Consider the following 18,203-nt stretch of genomic DNA (forward strand, 5'->3'; position numbering starts at 1 on the left):
TCGAGCAGAGCTACTACGCCGCTCTCAACCGAGAGCTTCAACCAACATAGGAGCGGCGGGAAACCTCGGGCGGTTCACGCAGTGGTGCGATGCTGTCGATCCATGTGGCTTCCGCCCTCGATCGTTGCATGGCCTGTGGCTGGGCGAGGGGCTCAGGTGCGCGTAGCGGAGGTGCCCAGGTTGACTTCGAGAACGGTGCCTGTGGTCAGGCCGGGGTCGTTCACGAGGTACATGACGGCTCGGGTGACATCTTCCGGTTCGAGCCAGGGCACGCCTAGCGGGCTAAGCCCGGTGAAGGCCGGTCTTACGTCGTTGAGATCGGGGGCGTCGAGGTCTGGCCGGAAGCGTGCCCAGGTGGTTGAGTTCATGACCATGGGTGTGTTGACGGTAGTGGGGCACACGATGTTTGAGGTGATCCCGTAGCCACCCACCTCCAGGGCGAGGGTCTTGAGGAAACCGATGATTCCCCATTTTGTGGCCCCGTAGTGCCCCAGGTGGCTCATTCCGCCTCGGCCGGCGCCGGAGGAGATTCCGATGATGCGGCCCCAGTTGTTGCGCGCCATCACGGGAACGGCTGCACGCACGGAGTTGAATGTGCCGGTCAGGTTGGTCTCGATCATGTCGCGCCATTGTGTGTCGGACATCTCCTCGATCGAGGAGAACGCGCAGATGCCCGCATTGGCGATGAGGACATCGAGTCGACCGTGCTGTGTGGACACATCGTTGACGAACTTGTTGACCGCATTGGGATCTCGGACATCGAGGCGGACCGCGGTGGCTTGGCCTCCGCTGTCGCGGATGCCAGCGGCCGCCGACTCGAGGTCCTGCGCGGTGGGCATTGGGTAGGCCACCGTGTCGATTTGATTGGCGATGTCTGTCAGATAGACGTGGGCGCTGGCCGCCGCGAGTGCCCTGGCATGCGCCAGACCCTGCCCGCGGGCAGCACCGGTCACCCAGGCCACTCGATCGTGAAGATTACTCATTGGTTCGTACCTCCTCGAGGTAGGTGTGTTCGAGAAGTTCTAGAGACGCGTGTCTACGAGGTCAGTCCGTCGGTTCACAGGCGGTAGCAGCGACGAGTATTGGAGAGGTAGAAGCGCTCTCGTTCACTGTCGGAGCAGTGTCCGAGGATGGCTTCCATCGAGTCGATCAGTTGACGGTATGAACCGGCGATGGTCTCGATCGGCATGTTGCTGCCGAATGCCACTCTGTCCCAGCCGAACGCGCCGATGGCACCTTCCACCCACGGGCGGAGCGTGGACTCGGACAACTCCATTGTCGCCATGCCCAGACCGGTCACTTTGCAGAGCGCGTCTGTGCGCGCAGCCAGCTCGCCTATTGCGGTGCGCCAGTGATCAAACCCCGCTTCGTCGACTGCGCTGGGCCATCCGGTGTGTTCAATGACCGTTCGCAGGTCCGGGCGTTGAGTGAGTTTTTCAGTCCAGTTCGCCATCGTGTCGGGTTGGGCGACGAGATCGAAGATGAAATCGTGGGTTTCCAACCAGTCCAGCAAGACCGTGGCTGCGGGGAGGTCGGGGTCAAGGCCGGGGAAAACGCGCACACCCCGAAACCTTCTGGTGGCTGAGCTTGCTTGGGCGTCCAGGTCGGCGAGCATCTCGTCTGCCGGCAACGTCGGGTCAATACTTCCGACAATGCCCAGGCTGAGGCCATGGTCGTCAGCGAGTTGATTGACCCAGCGAGTCTCGTCCAGGTACATCCGTGGGGTGGTGGTGGCCGAGACGTGAACAAAGCTCTGCACGTCCACCTCGGGCGCGGCCGCCGTGTAGTCGTCGGGCAGGAAATTGGCGAATAGGGTATCGCTACCGACCTGCTCGGCAAACGGTTTAAGCGCGGCGTACCAGTCGTTGTCGGTCACGGACCAGAAGTGCATGTGGGCGTCAACAATGTGCAGTGTCATGGGGTCCTCCGTAGGTGTGAGCTGGTCACCAGGTCTTGAGGGTGGGTAGGACTTCTTCGGCGAACTTTTGGAGCGATTCGATGCCTTCGGTTCGGAGGTCAATTCCGGGGTGGGGCCCAAACAGGACGAGGTCAGTCAGTCCCAGACCCTTGACATGGGGCTCAAGCGTGGACAGCACCTCATCGGCGTTGCCGATGAGCTCATTGGCGCGATAGGCGTCCGGCGCCGGCGCCAACCCGTAGTCGAGGTCTGGGTCGCCGAACTCGGTACGTATCTGTCTGTAGTAGTCCCAGCGATTGAAGTAGTGCTGCTTGTTGCGCTGCCACACCGTGTCGGGGTTTTGGTCGGTGACCGTGATGCTCCACGGATTGGACACGCGGGTTGAGCCCCGTGCGTGCCCCGCTGCCTCCAGCGCTGCGTGGTAGGCCTCGTGGACTTCTGGATCGACAGTGGCTCCAGCCAAGTTGGCGCCGTGCCGGCCAGCTCGTTCAGCCGCGGGGGTGGTGGTCGCCGCGACCCATAGCGGCGGGTGTGGCTGCTGGGCGGGAGTGGGCTGAACTTGAAGACCGTCGATCGTGTAGTACCGGCCGTTGTAAGTGATCGGTTGCCCGGACCATCCCAGCTTGAGAAGTTCGATGGACTCTTCCATGCGAGAGGGCCGAGTCTTGGGATTGAACCCAAAAGCCGCGTACTCGGCTACTCGGTGGCCGATCCCGATCCCCACATCAAGACGACCGCCAGAGAGCTGGTCCAGCACCGCCGTTTCCTGTGCCAGGGCAAGCGGATGATGCAGCGGAGCGACATACACATACGATCCAATTCGTGCCGAGTGCGTCCTGGTGGCCAGAGCACTGAGAAAAATCGGCATCGAGGGCCCGTAGCCGTCGTCGGTGAAGAAGTGCTCTTGGACCAGCAGTGAATCGAAGCCGAGTTGCTCGGCTTGTTCAAAGAGCCACAGGCAGTCCTCCCAGAGCTCTGTCCACGGCTGAGGTCGTTCGGGGGACTGTCGCATTTCGAGTGTGAGTCCGACTCGCATTGGTACCTCCAAGTTGCGTGCCTTGAACCTCCCATTGTGTGACGTGGGGCACCAATACTTTTGCGGACCCGATTTAGTATGGCGAGATGATTGATGTGACGCTCCAGGAGCTTCGTTACGTGGTGAAGCTGGAGCAGGAGTTGAACTTCACCCGGGCTGCCAAGGCTATTCCGATGGCGCAGCCCGCTTTGAGCCAGGCGATCTCGCGCCTCGAACGGAAGTTGGAGGTGAAGCTCTTTGAAAGGACGAGCCGCAGCGTCGAACCGACAGCGGCTGGACGGATGCTGGCCAGGCGAGGACGCGAGCTCCTGCACCGTGTCCAAGTCGCCGTCGCTGACACCAAATTGGCTGGGGGCAGCACGCGGCTGAGAGTCCATGTCACCGAGTCATCGCTGCCTTTGGTGCGCCGCGTGCTCACGGCAATTCGCCAAGAGGTCTCTGTCCCGGTGCACCAGGCGACTGTGCCATGGGAGGACGTAAGAACGCAGTTGCTTGAGGGGCGGCTCGACATCGCGCTCGGGTCGAAAGTGAAAGGGCCGGGTGTCACGTCCATCTGGGTGGCGGATGAAACGGCGACAGCGCTGATGTCGCGCACCCACCCACTGGCGAAGTGCGACGAAGTCACCTTCAGCATGCTCGCGTACCACCCGATGGTCTCTATCGATCGAGCGATGAGCTCATGGGACTTTGCAGTCGAGCACGAGTTCAATCGGCGCGGGCACACGCCTGACTGGACTCGCTCCACAGCGTTCGGAGCGGTCGCTGGTGCCGATCTGGTGGCAGATGGCAAATCCACGCTTCTCGTGCTCCAGTCCATCGCAGACGACCAGCCTCCAGGTCGTGTCTCTCGACCATTAGCGCAACCGTGGAAAGTCGACTGGCACCTCAACTTCCGGACAGAATCCGAAACCCACCCGGTGGTCGCGACCGCGCTAGCAGCGGCGAGATCAGCGTTGTCCTGACAACGGGGGAGACGCTGCCGAGCCCAGCCCCGAGCGCATTGGTTGGGCTATGCGCTGGCGAGTCGCTGGGCGGCCCATTGATTGAGGGAGACGTGGTTCTCCGCGGCCTCCATCACCAGCCGGCGGTGGACTTCTGCTGAGGTGCGGACGTAGATGGTGCCGCTGTAGGAGCGTTCGGCGAACGGCTGCGGCACGCTCTCGCCTGTGGAGGTGAGGTCGTCCACGACGCCGGCCACGACCTCCACCAGGCCCTGCAGTGCCTTCGCTTGGTCTTGGTCGAGGTAGGACAGCGACGGAAATTCCAGAACGGTGGCGACGTACTCGTTGTCGTCGGGTGACCACTGGACTCGGTACGAGTAGCGACGGACATCGATATCGCTCATGACAGCTCCTCCATCTTCTTGATCGCGGCGAGTACTTGTTTGACCTGGTAGGGCTTGGCCTGGCCGTCCTTGCCCCGCTGGATGTTCACCCGGGGATCGCCCGGCCAGGGCATTTTGAACACCGCGTGGCTGGTGCCCTGCTGGCGAGGCTCGCCAAAGACTTGCAGGCACAGGGCGTGCAAGTCATTGAAGGACACCGACTTCCGGTTGCGCTCGATTGCTGCCCGGAGCTTGTCGGCCTTCGTCACCACTACATGCTAGCGCATGCGCTAGCGCAAAGCCAGGGCGGGCGCAACGCTTGTGGCGGTTCGTCGGTGTGTGAGTGGCGCGGATCTAAGCAGGACTCGGCACGGTCAGTCCCTGGGCGGAAGGTTCAGTTCGGGCTTCTGACCTGCGAGTTTGACTTAATGCCACATTATCGGCGGACCCGAGCGGGTCGCTCCAGATCGGTTCGACTGTCGCCCTATGGAGAGTCTTGTCCCTACTCCGAGGTCATCGCTTCGTCGATGCCTTGAGTTTCCCACTGGCCGTAGGTGGCGCGGTGTCCTTGGACGAGCCATTCAGTTCGGCCGTTTGCAGCTCGACCGGCCACGATCGCGGCGGCGGCGCTCGGGCTGTTGAAGACATAGTTTCTGGTGAAGTACATAGATGCGTCGTCAGGGGAAGGCGCGAGGGTGCCGTCCTGTTCGAGCTTGGCTCGCAGCCGCGCGTAAGACTGCGTCTCGTCGCCGGACCATTCGCGTCGTGCTCGGGATCCTTCGAGCACGGTGAACTCGCCGTCCACTTCCCGGGCAGTCGCAGTGAGTCCGTGTCGTTTAAGTGTCATCTCGAACACCGTGGTTTCCGTTCGAGGGCCCGTCTCTGGAACCGCAGGAGAGAGAGGTGTTGCGAGGGATCGGAAGAGGTTCACCCCGAGTACGGGCAGGATGATCTTGACCTGGTCGAGGAAGTACTCCATGTCGGAGACGTCGGCCTCGGGAAGCGTGATTCGTGGGGGGTTTGTACCGTTCGTAAGACGGGCGCGCTGGGCTTGCGCGGCGAGCTCGATCAGGCGGCTTTCGAGGTAGCGAACGTGTGCCTTGGTTAGGTTGGCGTCTTTGCTGGTCAGCACGATAGCGCGGTCCCAGAAGTCCTTTCCTCCTTGGGGCTCAGGCCGGCCGTGGTCGTAGAGCCGTTTGCGAACATCGTCGCCCTCACCGATATAGGCCATCTGCCCGCTGAGCCCGTCGGGGTCATCGCCGAGAAGAAGATACACTCCGGTGCGACTGACCTCGGAGCGCTTCAATAGGGCTGCCAGATCCGAGCGTGGTGCTGCGGTGACATGGCCGGTCCAGTTCATGATTTCGGCAGTTAACAGCCCGCCGGGAGTGCCTTCGGCCAGGAACAGCCGAACGGACTTTCCAAGACTCATGGTTTCAATCCTCCTGCTTTCGCGCCCGGGGTGCTTGGCACCGATGCCACGTTCTCAGTCGCCCCTCGGGTGGTGGGGTAATCCGGCCCTTCCGGATCCGGAAGGGACCCACTACGTCCTAGTCAGGTCCGCAAAGAGCGCACGCCCCAGTACCGCCACATGCAGGACAGGTCGGCTCGGCGCCCGAGCGGCCTTCCTCTCGGTCCCACCGCTCTAGGTCGCTATCCCAAACGCTGTATCCGTCGGGATTATGATCGTGGCCGATCATGCAACGGCAGGGCTCATCCCACCGTGATCCTGGACCGTTTTCCCTCCGAAGTACGTAGTGACTAGGCCCTGTCGGCATCGTCGCACCCCTCTGTGCATGGTGATGGTTCTATTGGGGAGATCTGCAAGCTCTTCGGAGGCAGGCTCCGTTAGAGCAGGTGGTTCGTTCGATGATGTCATGATGTGGATCATCGACGCGTGGGATGCGTTTCACTCAGTTGTTGAGTCCGTGCGGTCGCAGCACAATTTCCCTTGGAGGGTCTTTGTGGCTCTGGAATCTGCTAATCCGGCTGAGGCTCGGAATCGGGTGTGTCAGATTTCAGGTTCAGACGAGGGACTGAGTTCTTTCCTGCTTCTATCCACGCTTGCCGCTGGTGGGCACGTTGCTTCTTCTTGGCGGTGGCCGTCTCTTTTTTTAGCCGCAGCTGGTCCTCGCGCGCTTGCCTCTGGGCGGCTGCTCCGAAGCGTCGCTGGTCTTCCCGTGCCTGTCTCTGGATGGCTGCCTGGAACTTGCGTTCGTCCGCTTCACGTTTCCCCTCCTCCCGCTCGAGTTCGCGCTGGCGAAGGTATCGCTTGGTCTTGAGGTACATGGCAAGCGCGATGGCTCCAACGACCATGGCGATGACAGCGATCGTTCCGTACACCGTTGCTGTGGTCTGCCAAGGGACGAGGAAGGGCAGGATGACCAATCCGAGCAGCGCGGTCCCCGCCACTCCACCACATCCCATCGAAGAAGAGGACGAGGTCTGGGACGGGCCCTTGATGGACTTTCCGAATCGCACCGGGCCGATGCCAACACTGAACCAACTGCTCACTCGGGTCTCCGTTCTGCCACGTCCGCGGCTCAGCTTGCCTTGCTGAGGGCCCGGTAGATGCCGGGCAGGAGTTCGCCGAGGAGGCGTTTGGCTAGGTCGGGGTTGTTGAGGATCTGAGTTGAAAGGTCTGCGGAGGAGTCCATGGTTCCGATGACGGCGTCGACGAAGGCGATGTCGATGTCGGGGCTGGCGGAGAACTGGGCGAGGGTGTTGTTCTTGGCCTGTTTCTGCAGGTTCTCGTTCTCCTGGAGGCGGTCGGTGATGTGGACGACGACGTTCCGGACGGAGGAGTCAGGGTGATCACCTGCAAACAGGTCGTTAATCCGGTCGATCACTTCATCGAGGGCGACCATGTCGGGGTCGCGGACGGTCCCGGTGCCGGCCTCACGGGCGGGTTCGAGTGGTGTGCCTCCGGTGAGTGCGGCGTCGTGGGTGGCCTGTTTGTGGTGGCCGATGTAGTCGATCGTGACCGGGGACAGGTCGATCGGGGTGTCCCTCTGCCCGCTGTCCAGGAACGGGGTGAGCATTTTGAGGTAGAGGGCGAGTTTCTCCAGCCACGGGTTCTCGTAGTCGAACAGCTGGGACAGGAACTCGTACTGGCGCACGTAGGTGCGTGCGTCCTTGCGGAACATCTCCAGCTCGTCGATCTCGACTACGTCCGATTCGGCTACTGCGGCATCCATTCTGTTGGTGAACCGGCTGGCTGCGGGGGAGACCCACTTGACCAGGGCGTTGTGGCCTTCTTTGGCGAGGTAGGCGTCGGCGAAACCGTCGACCTCGGACTTGTCGTAGATGCCGGAGCCGGCGAGTTTGCGTTCGGTGTCGTGGACGATGTTCGGGTCGGAGACGTCGGCCAGGGTTGTCGCGGTGTAGTAGGGCTTAAACGCGTCGACAATGACGGCGGCATCGTTGGTGAAGTCCAGCACGAACGTCTGGTCCTTCAACGGCGGAAACGTCCGGTTCAGGCGGGACAGGGTCTGCACGGCCTGGACCCCGCCGAGGCGTTTGTCGACGTACATGGCCACGAGCTTCGGCTGGTCGAAGCCGGTCTGGAACTTGTTGGCCACGAGCATGACCTGGTACTCGTTCGTGTCGAACGCGTCCCGCAGGTCCCGGCCCTTCAGTCCGGGGTTCATGTTCGTCTCGCTGTAGGGGTCGGTGGTCCCGGTCTCGGGGTCGGCGACCTCGCCGGAGAACGCCACCAGGGCGGCGACGTCGGTGTAGCCGTGTTCTTGAACGTATTTGTCGAAGGCGAGTTTGTAGCGAACGGCGGCCTTGCGGGAGCTGGTCACCACCATCGCCTTGGCTTGCCCGTTCAGGCGCCAGGCCACGTTCTGGCGGAAGTGTTCCACGATGATCTGCACCTTCTGCGAGATGTTCGTGGGGTGCAGCTTGACCCAGTTCATCACAGACTTCACCGCGGCGGTCCGGTCCACGAGGTCGTCGTCGCCACCGTCGGTGGTGACCGCGACGGTGCCGGTGTCGGTGTCGGTAGTGGCGTAGGACTTGCCGTTGTGGGACAGCCGGAACGCGGTTTTGTACGGGGTGTAGTTGCGCAGGACATCCAGGATGAAGCCCTCGTCGATCGCCTGCTGCATCGAGTACAGGTGAAACGGTTGCGGCGTGCCGTCGGAGCCCGGGCGGCCGAACAGTTCGAGCGTGGTGGCCTTGGGTGTGGCGGTGAAGGCGAAGAAGGAAATATTGCCGGCCTCGGCGCGGGCCTTGGTCTCAGCTGCGAGCAGGTCCTCCGCCGACACGGCCCCGCCCTGGGCGACCTCGTCGAGCTCGGCCTGCGACAGGACCTGCTTGAGTTTGTTGGAGGCACCGCCAGCCTGGGAGGAATGGGCTTCGTCGGCAATGATCGCAAAGGACCGACCTCGGAGGGTGGTGCGGTCGGATATTGCGTCCAGAGCGTAGGGGAAGGTCTGGATGGTGACGACGACGATGTGGGTCCCCGACTCAAGAGCCTCGGCCAGTTCTGAGGACTTCGAACCGGTCAGCCCATCGATGTGGGCCACGACGCCGGTGGTGCGGTTGATCTGGTGGATGGCCTCCTGCAGCTGCGCATCAAGCACGGTCCGGTCGGTGACCACGATGACGGAGGAGAACACCTTGTCGTCGTCATCGCCATACAGTGACGACAGTCGCTGGGCGAGCCAGGAGATGGAGTTGGTCTTTCCCGAGCCGGCGGAGTGCTGGACGAGGTACTTATTTCCCGGCCCTTCGGTGCGGGCGGCCTGGACGAGTCGTGTGACCGCTTCCCACTGGTGGTAGCGCGGAAACAGCAGGGTTTCCTTGCGGGTCTTCTTTCCGGTGTCCGGGTCGCGCTTCTCGGTGATCTCCAGGTGCATGAACCGGTCGAGGATCTCCAGCCAGGTGTCACGCTGAAGGATCGTCTCCCACAGGTAGGCGGAGGCCGAGCCGTGCGAGTTAGGCGGGTTGCCGGCGTGGTGGCCGTTGCCGCGGTTAAACGGCAGGAACACGGTGTCCTGGCCGGCGAGCCGGGTGGTCATGTGCACTTCGGTGTTCGAGACGGCGAAGTGCACCAGGGCGCGGGTGGCAAAGCCGAGCAGCGGCTCGCCCTTGGGTAGGCGGTCCTTCCTGTACTGCTCGATCGCATGCTCGACCGACTGCGTGAAGTCGGTCTTGAGTTCGGCCGTCGCCACCGGGATGCCGTTGCAGAAGAACACCAGGTCGATGGACTTCTTCGGGCTGGCCTTGGAGTAGTGGACCTGCCGCATGACCCGCAGGCGCACGGCCCGGTACTTGGCGGCGGTGGTGGCGTTGAGCCCCGAGTTGGGTTTGAACTGGCACATCGCGAAGTCCGCGTTGAAATCCGAGAAGCCGCGCCGCAGCACCGCCAGCGTCCCGCCGTCGGCCTTGAGATCTGCCGAAAGCGCCTTGGCCAACCGCTGCAGGAGCGCGGTCTTGGACTTCTCCCGCGCCGCGGGCGGGTCGGCGGGCTTGACGCGCTTGTCCCATTCCTTCGGCTGCGTCTGCTGCAACCACCAGAACACGTCTTCCGGGAACAAGGCGAGGTCGCGGTCGTACCCGGCATCGTTGGGCGAGTACTCCCAGCCGTGCGCGGCCAAATGCGCGCAGATCTCGCCCTCGAGCACGGACTCGTGATGCTGCGCCATGACTACACAGCCTCCCTCACATCGATCTGCCCCGTCACCGCATTGGTGATCAGGGCGGAGCGGTACTCGCGAAGCGTCTCGATCATCTCGGCCGACTTGTCGATGAGTGAATCGATCTTTGAGCAGCGTTCATCGAGAAACTCGACTATCGAAATCTGCTCATCGATCGAAGGGTGGGGCCATTCCAGTTCAGCAACTTTCTCGGCTGTAAAGTGCGGGATCGTAGCCTTGCCGCACAGAATCGAAACATGTCCCGATAAAGTTGCTGCCTCGATCAGGTAAGCCAAAAATTTAGGGCTGTCATTGCCGCGAGCGCGAACCCGGTTTAGGGACTTTTGGAAGCCCCAACCGCCTAAGTCTTCCGAAAGCACAACACAGCGCCCAATGGCGCCACCTTCAACAACCAGAATGTCGCCCTTGCGGAGGTCAAGAGATCGGACCTCCGAAGGAGTGAACCAGCACATCATCGGGCCTTCTAGATTGAGACCACGCTCGGTGATGCTTCCCGCTTTTAGGTGTGGAAGCTGCACGTCATCAGGGCGATTCATCTCGTCTTGATACATTTTGCCCAGCACCACAGAGAATCCGTGCTTAATCTTGGCGAGCGTCCAGTGTGCCGGGACCTCACCGACCCAACGCGCCCCAGACTCCTTCATGTCGACCTTCGGATCGAGGCCCTTAGTGACCGCGTGGGTGATCGTGGCGGCACGGTCATCGCGCAAGGTAGCGATGAGCTGCTCTTGCTTCTCGATCAGCGCATCGAACTTGGCGGTCTCGCGGTCGAGGAACGCTGCGATCTCAACCTGTTGTTGCGGCGATGGTGATGGGATTGGTAATGCCATAGAAGGGCCGAGTTGCACGTACGGTTGTGCTGTCTGGCCCTTGATCCAAAAGTTTTCGTTGTTGAGTATGTACCACAGGAACCTTGCTGAGACCCTTTCTCTCGGGAGAAGAACGGCAGTATTGGCTGTAACGCCCCATCGGCCGAAGGCGAGGAAAGACTTTCCGCACCGTGCCCCCACTGCGCTAACGACGATTCCATTCCCATTAAAGGTGGCCTGATCAGGCATCAGCCAAACGTCTTGACCACTCGCGCTGTATCCGGGGTAGAGACCGTCCGAGTATTCAGCCTGCACGGTGTTCTTGATCGGGGATGACGAGATACTCGCCTGCCGTGCCAGCCGGCGAAGCTGCACCATCGGGTAGGGGCCCGTCTTGATCACGCCCCCACCTCCGCGAGCATGGCCTGGATTTCCGTCACGAGTTGGCGCAGGTCTTTCTGGATTTCTTCGAGAGGGCGGGGCGGGGTGTAGCGGTAGAAGTGGCGCGTGAAGGGGATCTCGTAGCCGACGCGGGTCTTGTCGTGGTCGATCCACGCATCCGGCACATGGGGCAGGACCTCGCGGGCGAAGTACTCGTCGACGTCCTCGGACAGTGGCACGTTCTCGGTGTCGCGCAGTGAGGTGTCGGGCTCGAGGTTGCCCTTGGTGGTGATGACGTCGGCCCCCGGATCGTGCTCGCCGATCGTCGTCCAGATCGTCTTGATGACCGGGGCGCCGATCTTGGCCATGCCCGCAGACCTCAGGGCTACTTTGAGTTCGGTGACGAAGGCGTCACGGTTGGTCCACGAACGACCCGAGAGACTGCCGAGGGCGCTGCGGATGGCGTCCTGGTCGGCCGCAGCGAGCTTGGCGATCGACTTGGTGGCGAGCACGAGGTCAGCCGTATCGTCGGCGATGTGGAATCGCAGCTGCAGGGGGCGTTCCACCGTGATGGTGCGGTATCCGAAATCCGAGTTGGGGAACACCTTCGAGAGGGCGGGCGCCTCGTCGTCGTTGTCGTGGTTTTCGAAGCCGTCGTAGAGTTCGCAGATCTTCTCGATGTCCTGCGGGCGCAGTTCCTTGCGCTTGGAGCCGAGAGACTTGCGCATTCTGCCGAACATCTCGACCGCGTTGATGAGCTGGACCTTGCCCTTGCGCTCGTCTGTCTTGGCGTTGTCCAGGATCCAGATGTAGGTGGAGATACCGGTGTTGTAGAACATGTCCGTCGGAAGCGCGATGATCGCGTCCAGCAGGTCGTTCTCGATGATCCACTGCCGGATGTTGGACTCGCCCGAGCCCGCGCCGCCGGTGAACAGGGGCGAGCCGTTGAGGACGATCGCCAGCCGGGAGCCCTTGTCCTCCGGGGAGCGGACGGGCCGCATCTTGCTGATCAGATGCATCAGGAACAGCAGCGACCCATCGGACACCCGCGGCAGGCCGGGACCGAACCGGCCCGCAAAGCCTCGCTGCTCGTGTTCGTCCTTGACCGCCTTCTGCTGCGTCTTCCATTCCACTCCGAACGGAGGGTTGGACAGCAGGAAGTCGAAGTGTTCAGCGTGGAAGCCGTCGTCGGTGAGCGTGTCGCCGTTGTAGATGTTGTCCACGCCCTGGCCCTTGATCACCATGTCCGACTTACACATGGCGTACGAGCGAGAGTTGATTTCCTGGCCGTACAGCACCGGTTTTGCGTCGGGGTTCATCTCCACCAGGTGGTCATAGGCGACCGAGAGCATGCCGCCCGTGCCCGCCGCGGGGTCGTAGATGGTGCGCACGATGCCCGGAGTGGTGAGCTCGAGGTCCTTGTCGGCATAGAGCAAGTCGACCATGAGCGAGATGACTTCGCGCGGAGTGAAGTGGTCACCGGCCTGGGCGTTGTTGGACTCGGCGAACTTCCGGATGAGCTCCTCGAAGATGTAGCCCATGTCGTGGCCGCTGACCCGATCCGGGTGCAGGTCCACGTTCGCGAAATCCTTGACGATCAGGAACAGGCGGTCCTTTCTGTCCAGATCCTCGATCAGTTCGGGGAGCTTGTAGCCGTCGAAGACGTCCCGGATGTTGGCCGAGAACCCCTCGATGTAGTCGATGAGATTGTCCGCCAGGCCCGCCGGGTCCGCGGCGAGCTTGCCGAAGTCCCACACCGAGGTGTTGAAAAACGGCAGCCCGAACTTCGACCGCAGAACTACGAACGGGTCGATGCCGCTGTCCTGCAACCTGGCGTACTGGGTGAGTACGTCCGCTTTGGTGGGCGCGAGGATCGCGTCCAGGCGCCGCAGGATGGTGAACGGCAGGATCACGTCGCCGTACTGGTTGGGCTGGTAGGGGCCCCGCAGCTTGTTGGCGATGGACCAGATGAAGGCGGCGTTGGTGGTGGGCATTCTGGGGTAAGTCCTTATGTGAAGAAGTGTGTGCTGAGACGCTATCGGCCCAGTCCGACACTGGCGGACACTGAGCTGCGGTGGGCGTAGATCTACCGGTGTGTGGGGCAGGGCGTTCCTGCCCCACACACGAAGATCTAGTCCTTACTGCTTGGTTGTGTCGAGGGTGATGTTGAAGCGGACGGCGTCCATCAGGTTGGATGCGAGGTTCTGGCTCGCTGTGGTGATGGTGTCCGCTGCGGTTCGGAGCTGCTCGATTTCAGCGAGTGCTGCAACCAGGCGTTTCTGGTCGTCCATCGGGACCAGGGGTACCTCGAGGTCGATGAGTTTGGCCCGCTGGATGGTGGAGCCGACGAGAAACCGGGTGTTCCAGGAGCCGCTGAGCATCGCTGCCAGGTAGTGGGGATCCACGACGTCGGGCTTGAGCACTCTTATCCTGTCGACGACTGGCGACAGGTAGTGTCCACCGTCTTCGTCGACTAGGGCGCGGATACCAGCTTGTGTGAGGACCAGGACGTCTGAGGGCTTGGACAGATTCTCGACGTTCTTGACCAGGTCTGGATTGGCCCGGTCGGGGAGTTCCCCGGAGGTGATCGCCCGTGCGCCCACGATGGTGGCCTTGAGTTCATCGCTGGGATTCCGGGTTGCGCGGCCTCTGCCCCGTTCGATGACGCCTTCGCGGATGAGTTCCTTGACGGTGAGGGTCCGCGAGGGGGCGTCTTGGGCAAACGTGATCCGCCCTGAAGCCTTTGCCAGCGCCTGGGTGGCGTCGCGCATCGCTGTGGTCGCGGCGGCGAACGCAGTCTGCACTTCGTCGGCGGAGCGTTCATCGGTGGCGAGCCAGCGTTGTGGGGTCAGCTGGGCTTCGTCGTCGACCACGTCATCGACAGGAACCCGGACATGGCGTACCTCGGCCAGTGCGGACTCGTCCGACAGCCATCGTGCGACGTGCTTTTCTGCGTCGTTGACGTCTGAGCCGTCGATGAACAGCACGTCCGAGTGCGTGTTGGTCGGTCGGCGCAGTACCCACAGTGCGAGGGGGATGGAGGTGTTGGAAGCCATCCCTCCGGGCAGGCCGACGATGGTCTCGACGCAGCCTTGTCGCAGGATCTCGGCGCGGATCTGTCCTTCGGCGCCGCCGCGGAAAAGTGGCGAGTGGGGTGTGAGGATGAATGCACGACCGGTGTCTGTCAGGTGCGCGATGGCGTGCTGCAGCCAGGCGGTGTCGGCGCTAATGGCTGGCGGTGCTCCGAAGCTGAACCGGGGGTCGGTCAGTCGGGAGTCGGCCTCCATCCGCATTGCGAATGGGGGCTCGGCGATGATGACGTCTGCGCGCAGTCCCGGATCGGGGTCGGTGCGCAGGATGTCGCCTTCTGCCACCTGGAGCGGTACCCGGTGTAGAGCGGCTCGGACCTTGGCGATCGCGAGAACGCGATCGTTGATGTCGTGGCCGATGTAGTCGTCGAACGTGCTGGCGTCGGCGAGGTCAATGAGAGCGGAGGCGATTCCGCACGCGGGGTCGTACACCACGCCACCGGGATGGTTCGCAGCCACCGAGGCCAGGAGATGACTGGTGCGTGTGCCGATGATGTCCGACCAGGCACCTTTCCGGCCTTCGGCCCCGGCGGTCCGTTCGAGGGCGAAGTCCACGACCGAGGCCAGGTCGGATTCATCGACCGAGGCGACGACCTGCCGGACCTGCTCGATCCGGTTCTGGTCGCCTTCGTGCGATGACGTCAGGTGTGACAGCTCGAGGCTGGCCGGGACGTCGTCTCCCATGACCCGCTCGGCGGCGAGGCCCAGGACGATCATGGCCGACTGCTCGGGTGAGTACGGGCCACGGAGTGTGTTCATCGAGGCCCAGACCTTCGCTTCGGCAGAGACCCGGTCGACGTTGTAGCCCTGCTGGGAGAGCCACGCCTTCACTGCGGCCAGGTCGTACAAAGGCTTGGTCTGGGTGCCGCCGGCCTGCTTGGGGAAGTCGGCGTGCCGGCGGCGCCAGTTGCTGACCGCTGCACGCGAGACCCCGGCGAGGTCGGCGATGTCGCTTGCGGCGACGAGGGACGTAGGGATGGGGGACGGGCTGCTCATGCTGCACCTTCGAGGTTGATCTGGTGGGGGGTGAAGGTCACGGCCTGGGAGGCGGCCATCTGGAGCCTCTTGGCCAGTGATGTTCGGTGAGCTACGACGGTGACCTTTACGCCGTAGCGGCCGAGGGTGGCGACTGTCTCTGTGAAGATCCCGTCTCCGGAGACGAGGACGACCTCGTCGAATCGGTCTGCAATGTTCTCGTTGTTCAGGACGTCTAACAGGGCGTGGTCCGCGCCGTTGACGCCGGTTCCGACGACCAGCCGGGCGGAGGTCCATTCGGGCCAGGTGTGGATCGCGCCCGCTTTGCTCACTCCGACGATCACCTGCTCTTGACGTCTAAGTCCGAGCGTGGAGTCGAGAATCCTGTGCACCCATCTCGCTTCGGCGAGGCTCCGAATCGCACCTCCGGAGATGTTCTCTATGTCGATCAGGATCAGGCGCCTTCCTCGTAGTGACGGTGGGCGCTCTCTGTTCTCGTTGGTGGCGGTTTCGGCGGGCTGGACCTTCTGTGTACGCATCTTGTTCATGGCAATGACTGTAGACCACAACTCAGATGGCTGTCAACGAAAACCGCAAAACATCTCGTTTACATATCTGGCGTGAGCTCGGTTTGGTGCGCAGGGGCGCCAGACGTGCCCTTGAGGTACACCCGTGCGAGACGATCACGAACCCGCCATCGGCGCTGTGTCACAGGGTGATTTCCAGAGTCATGAAACGTCGCCCCTTCAGGTCCAGGATCTATTGATACAGACTTCTGCGAAGTGGCCGTTCGATGGCTGATCGGATCGGGACGCTGCTGGGCCGTCTAGGAGACAGCGGCGAGGAGGTGCCCTTCGCCAGCTGTGGGAGCGTGCGGGCCCGGTGGCGTCCTCGGCACGAATCGAGTTGGAACTTTTGGGTGGAGTCGACGCTCTATCGGCCTCTCCATCGGCAGAAGTCGCAGGGCTCGGACGAAGACTTCGTCCACGTGGGCTCTCGGCCGACTAGGCGTTCCCGGGCAGGTTCGGGACCTCATGTCCCTCATCCCGCACAAGGATGGCCCGACTGACTACCGCGAAACTCTCAAGCACAAATGCACGAAAACCGGCCTTCCGGCCGGCTTCGCTCGCAGCCGAAGTAAGCTCCAACTGCTCGGTGGTGGGCGGTTCATAAAGCCTGGCAATTGCAGCCGATGAAAACTGCTGGTCAGAGGGTTAGCGCCAGGAGTTCCACGCCTTTCTTGACACGCGGCACCTTGTTGTGATCTCGGCTGGCACCTGCCCAAGCTTGTTCTGGAACGGCCAAAGGCCCCGCCGACAATGGGGGTCGGCGGGGCCTTGCGGCTCGGCATCAGGTCAGGGGTGGGGACTCCATCGGTGGGCGGCCGAGCCGGCGGCGAAGGTCGGGCCACCTATTTTTCGCCTCCCGCGGCCAGGCGAGGTGGGAGTCCTGGGACCGACGATTGGTGGCGGCCATCGCCATGGTGATGGCCAGGTAGACCATCGCGGTCGAGCGTGGCCCGGTCTGCACGGAGGCCAGGCCTCCCACGTGGGCGGATTTCAGGTCGGCGAACCGCTGCTCGGTCAGTGCACGCGCGGCCTCGAGGAAGAAGATGTGCTCCCAGCTCCCGGCCTGGAGGCCGGGCTGGTGGTTGCGGACCTGCCGTTCGGTCATCGGCACCGTGACCTGGGAGTTTCGGCAGCACAGGTAGCGGTCGGCTTCCCAGGTCGGTCGCATTTCCGGGCCCCAGGGTCGGCCGTCCGGCTGCCGGTCACCGTCGGCCAGGCTCCTCATCGAGTCGGGCTTGAGGGGGCACTGGACGCGGCCCTGCACGGCCGGGCAGATGAGGGTCTGCCGCAATTCGGTGGGGGCATCGATACCGGTCACCGGTCGACCGGTACCGCAACGCCGGATTTTGGGCCGGCCGTTGACACCCATTCTCGCGGGAAGGATCTGCCGCAGACGCGCGTCGTGCCGGTCCCAGTGCTCGGTCGTCTTCATGTCATCGGTGCGCGCGACAAGATTCTCACCAAGAAGGTGGGCCACGGCGGGGCAGAAGTGTCCACCCCAGGCGTGGACGGGTCCGGTGTCCTCGCGGCCGCGGCTGGGGCTGAGTACCGACGGCGACATCGACACTCCCTGCCAGCCCTCCCGGTAGTGAAAACTCGCCGAGTAACCGCGCCGGAGCAGGCCATCGTTGAAACCCCTCTTGATCGAGTAGCCCATGTCGATCGCGAGCAGCGGGGGCCGACGTCCCTTCGAGCCGGGCAGGGCCAGGCCGGCGGCTTGGGCGCGGTCGATCGCGCCGAGCGCGCGAGCGGGATCGCCCGAGGTGACCAGGCCGAACTCCACCGCCACGTACACCGGCGCGGCGGCCACGAGATTGTGCCGGGGCCCGAACCTCGACAGCGCGGTGACACCGACACCGACGCCGCGCTTGTCGCCGCCACGGGATTTGGTGCCGTCGGCGTGCTCGACGACGACGCCGCGGTCCCGGGTGAAATACGACGCTGCGGGCATGGCGGATCGCTTCTTGCCTGGTTGGGTGCCAAGGTCGCGGTCGGGTGCGGCGGCCATGAGGGTGGTCTCATCGATACCGTAGGTAGCACCGGGCATGGGTGTGATGGTGTCGATGGACGCCCGAATCAGCAGGTTGCAGATCCGCTGCAGGATTTCCCATCGGTGCCGACTCGTAGCCCAGTCCTCTTCACTGCGCTGCTCCAAGATCTCGTCGAACTCGTCGACGGTGATGCGTCGCCGGGGCACGTCCCAGTACGGTTCGAGGACCGCGGTAATGCGATCCCACCAGCCGTGGAACCGCCCGTATTCGCGGCGGGCATCGATGACGCCCCAGCGCAGGTCCGCGGCCTGCTGAGCGGTGAGGGTCATGTCGACGGCGTCGAGCTGCTCCCGCGTGAGATCAAGGATTGAACCGCCCGAGGTTTCCCGCCGCTCCTATGTTGGTTGAAGCTCTCGGTTGAGAGCGGCGTAGTAGCTCTGCTCGA

General features: G+C 63.0%; 14 protein-coding genes. 1 reads left to right on the forward strand and 13 read right to left on the reverse strand.

Annotated elements, in window-relative coordinates; all coding sequences use genetic code 11:
- Positions 1 to 152: 152 nt before the first annotated feature.
- The 3 genes from ACH0BZ_RS15765 to ACH0BZ_RS15775 form a co-directional block, all read right to left on the reverse strand.
- On the reverse strand, positions 153 to 983 hold the full coding sequence (locus tag ACH0BZ_RS15765; protein ID WP_406899663.1) for an SDR family NAD(P)-dependent oxidoreductase: 831 nt from the start codon (positions 981 to 983) through the stop codon (positions 153 to 155).
- 74 nt (positions 984 to 1,057) lie between these two features.
- Positions 1,058 to 1,918, reverse strand: coding sequence for an amidohydrolase family protein (locus tag ACH0BZ_RS15770; RefSeq protein WP_406899666.1), 861 nt, complete (start codon positions 1,916 to 1,918; stop codon positions 1,058 to 1,060).
- Positions 1,919 to 1,943: 25 nt separating this feature from the next.
- Entirely contained in the window at positions 1,944 to 2,954 is a 1,011-nt protein-coding gene (locus ACH0BZ_RS15775; RefSeq protein ID WP_406899667.1) for an LLM class flavin-dependent oxidoreductase, read from the reverse strand.
- Between the two features lie 86 nt (positions 2,955 to 3,040).
- Between ACH0BZ_RS15775 and ACH0BZ_RS15780 the strand changes: the two genes are divergently transcribed.
- A complete protein-coding gene (locus ACH0BZ_RS15780; RefSeq protein WP_406899669.1) occupies positions 3,041 to 3,916 on the forward strand; it encodes a LysR family transcriptional regulator in 876 nt (291 codons plus the stop codon).
- A gap of 47 nt (positions 3,917 to 3,963) precedes the next feature.
- On the opposite strand, the gene ACH0BZ_RS15785 is transcribed toward ACH0BZ_RS15780, so the two are convergent.
- The 10 genes from ACH0BZ_RS15785 to ACH0BZ_RS15830 form a co-directional block, all read right to left on the reverse strand.
- Positions 3,964 to 4,299, reverse strand: coding sequence for a type II toxin-antitoxin system HicB family antitoxin (locus tag ACH0BZ_RS15785; protein WP_406899670.1), 336 nt, complete (start codon positions 4,297 to 4,299; stop codon positions 3,964 to 3,966).
- Positions 4,296 to 4,547 carry a toxin HicA gene (locus ACH0BZ_RS15790; RefSeq protein WP_406899671.1) on the reverse strand — a complete coding sequence of 84 codons (252 nt, stop codon included), beginning with the start codon at positions 4,545 to 4,547 and terminating at the stop codon, positions 4,296 to 4,298. Before ACH0BZ_RS15790 ends, ACH0BZ_RS15785 begins: the two co-directional genes overlap by 4 nt.
- 233 nt (positions 4,548 to 4,780) lie before the next feature.
- Entirely contained in the window at positions 4,781 to 5,710 is a 930-nt protein-coding gene (locus ACH0BZ_RS15795) for a GIY-YIG nuclease family protein (RefSeq protein ID WP_406899672.1), read from the reverse strand.
- Positions 5,711 to 6,258: 548 nt separating this feature from the next.
- Positions 6,259 to 6,792: a hypothetical protein gene (locus ACH0BZ_RS15800; RefSeq protein ID WP_406899673.1), complete on the reverse strand. Its 534-nt coding sequence runs from the start codon at positions 6,790 to 6,792 to the stop codon at positions 6,259 to 6,261.
- 29 nt (positions 6,793 to 6,821) lie between these two features.
- Positions 6,822 to 9,932, reverse strand: coding sequence for a type I restriction endonuclease subunit R (locus tag ACH0BZ_RS15805; protein ID WP_406899675.1), 3,111 nt, complete (start codon positions 9,930 to 9,932; stop codon positions 6,822 to 6,824).
- Positions 9,933 to 9,934: 2 nt separating this feature from the next.
- Positions 9,935 to 11,155, reverse strand: coding sequence for a restriction endonuclease subunit S (locus ACH0BZ_RS15810; RefSeq protein ID WP_406899676.1), 1,221 nt, complete (start codon positions 11,153 to 11,155; stop codon positions 9,935 to 9,937).
- Positions 11,152 to 13,128 (reverse strand): N-6 DNA methylase, encoded by a 1,977-nt coding sequence (locus ACH0BZ_RS15815; protein WP_406899677.1) that lies wholly within the window; start codon positions 13,126 to 13,128, stop codon positions 11,152 to 11,154. Before ACH0BZ_RS15815 ends, ACH0BZ_RS15810 begins: the two co-directional genes overlap by 4 nt.
- A 144-nt stretch (positions 13,129 to 13,272) precedes the next feature.
- Positions 13,273 to 15,219, reverse strand: a complete 1,947-nt coding sequence (locus tag ACH0BZ_RS15820; protein WP_406899679.1) for an N-6 DNA methylase — start codon at positions 15,217 to 15,219, stop codon at positions 13,273 to 13,275.
- Positions 15,216 to 15,746: an NYN domain-containing protein gene (locus ACH0BZ_RS15825; protein ID WP_406899680.1), complete on the reverse strand. Its 531-nt coding sequence runs from the start codon at positions 15,744 to 15,746 to the stop codon at positions 15,216 to 15,218. The genes ACH0BZ_RS15820 and ACH0BZ_RS15825 overlap by 4 nt, the downstream gene beginning before the upstream one ends.
- Before the next feature lie 802 nt (positions 15,747 to 16,548).
- Positions 16,549 to 18,087 carry a hypothetical protein gene (locus ACH0BZ_RS15830; RefSeq protein WP_406899681.1) on the reverse strand — a complete coding sequence of 513 codons (1,539 nt, stop codon included), beginning with the start codon at positions 18,085 to 18,087 and terminating at the stop codon, positions 16,549 to 16,551.
- Positions 18,088 to 18,203 lie beyond the last annotated feature (116 nt).

This window comes from Dietzia sp. 179-F 9C3 NHS (assembly GCF_045369825.1).
Classification (GTDB): domain Bacteria; phylum Actinomycetota; class Actinomycetes; order Mycobacteriales; family Mycobacteriaceae; genus Dietzia.

Excerpts from the sequence above, each read along its gene's own strand:
- ACH0BZ_RS15765 (WP_406899663.1), bottom strand. The coding sequence starts at position 983 with ATGAGTAATCTTCACGATCGAGTGGCCTGGGTGACCGGTGCTGCCCGC.
- ACH0BZ_RS15770 (WP_406899666.1), bottom strand. The coding sequence starts at position 1,918 with ATGACACTGCACATTGTTGACGCCCACATGCACTTCTGGTCCGTGACC.
- ACH0BZ_RS15775 (WP_406899667.1), bottom strand. The coding sequence starts at position 2,954 with ATGCGAGTCGGACTCACACTCGAAATGCGACAGTCCCCCGAACGACCT.
- ACH0BZ_RS15780 (WP_406899669.1), top strand. The coding sequence starts at position 3,041 with ATGATTGATGTGACGCTCCAGGAGCTTCGTTACGTGGTGAAGCTGGAG.
- ACH0BZ_RS15785 (WP_406899670.1), bottom strand. The coding sequence starts at position 4,299 with ATGAGCGATATCGATGTCCGTCGCTACTCGTACCGAGTCCAGTGGTCA.
- ACH0BZ_RS15795 (WP_406899672.1), bottom strand. The coding sequence starts at position 5,710 with ATGAGTCTTGGAAAGTCCGTTCGGCTGTTCCTGGCCGAAGGCACTCCC.
- ACH0BZ_RS15805 (WP_406899675.1), bottom strand. The coding sequence starts at position 9,932 with ATGGCGCAGCATCACGAGTCCGTGCTCGAGGGCGAGATCTGCGCGCAT.
- ACH0BZ_RS15815 (WP_406899677.1), bottom strand. The coding sequence starts at position 13,128 with ATGCCCACCACCAACGCCGCCTTCATCTGGTCCATCGCCAACAAGCTG.
- ACH0BZ_RS15820 (WP_406899679.1), bottom strand. The coding sequence starts at position 15,219 with ATGAGCAGCCCGTCCCCCATCCCTACGTCCCTCGTCGCCGCAAGCGAC.
- ACH0BZ_RS15825 (WP_406899680.1), bottom strand. The coding sequence starts at position 15,746 with ATGAACAAGATGCGTACACAGAAGGTCCAGCCCGCCGAAACCGCCACC.
- ACH0BZ_RS15830 (WP_406899681.1), bottom strand. The coding sequence starts at position 18,087 with ATGACCCTCACCGCTCAGCAGGCCGCGGACCTGCGCTGGGGCGTCATC.